Raw genomic sequence first — 874 nt, 5'->3', positions numbered from 1 at the left:
GCCTTTATGCCGACCTATGAACTTTCTGCCCAGCTCGCCGAAGCGATCGTTGGCGTCTCCAACGGCGCAGGCGTGCGCACCACCGCGCTGCTCACTGACATGAACCAGGTACTGGCCTCCAGCGCCGGTAACGCGGTCGAAGTGCGTGAAGCCGTCCAGTTCCTCACGGGGGAATACCGCAACCCGCGCCTGTTCGACGTGACCATGGCGCTGTGTGTAGAGATGCTGATCTCCGGCAAGCTGGCGAAAGACGAGGCGGAAGCCCGCGCGAAACTGCAGGCCGTGCTGGACAACGGCAAAGCGGCAGAGATCTTTGGCCGTATGGTCGCCGCACAAAAAGGCCCGACCGACTTCGTTGAGAATTACGCCAAATACCTGCCAACCGCGACGCTCAGCAAAGCCGTATATGCCGACAGCGAGGGCTTTGTCTCAGCAATGGACACCCGTGCGCTGGGTATGGCGGTGGTCTCGATGGGCGGCGGTCGTCGTCAGGCGTCAGACACCATTGATTACAGCGTCGGCTTTACCGATATGGCCCGTCTGGGCGACAGCGTTGATGGCCAACGTCCGCTGGCGGTGATCCACGCCAAAGACGAAGCCAGCTGGCAGGACGCGGCGAAGGCGGTGAAAGCGGCCATTACGCTTGCTGATAAAGCGCCAGAAAGCTCACCTTCGGTCTATCGCCGTATCACCGAATAGCGGTATACTGATCTGATCGAATTTTTATGAAGCACTACGTACGGAGAACAATTATGAAACGTGCATTTATTATGGTGCTGGACTCATTCGGCATCGGCGCAACCGAAGATGCAGAACGTTTTGGTGACGTGGGTTCCGATACCATGGGTCACATCGCGGAAGCCTGTGCGAAAGG

Annotated in this window: 1 protein-coding gene and 1 pseudogene; both read left to right on the top strand. The window is 58.5% G+C overall.

Annotated features, from left to right (window positions below):
- Positions 1-699, top strand: a 699-nt coding sequence (locus tag BK659_RS24500) for a thymidine phosphorylase (protein ID WP_123427882.1), incomplete at its 5' end; no start/stop codon positions are given.
- Positions 700-725: 26 nt separating this feature from the next.
- Positions 726-874 (top strand): annotated as a pseudogene (locus BK659_RS28405) (hypothetical protein); the annotation flags it as partial.

The sequence above is a fragment of the Pseudomonas brassicacearum genome (genome assembly GCF_003732225.1).
GTDB classification, from domain to species: domain Bacteria; phylum Pseudomonadota; class Gammaproteobacteria; order Pseudomonadales; family Pseudomonadaceae; genus Aquipseudomonas; species Aquipseudomonas brassicacearum_E.
This window is presented reverse-complemented; position numbering and strand designations above follow the sequence as displayed.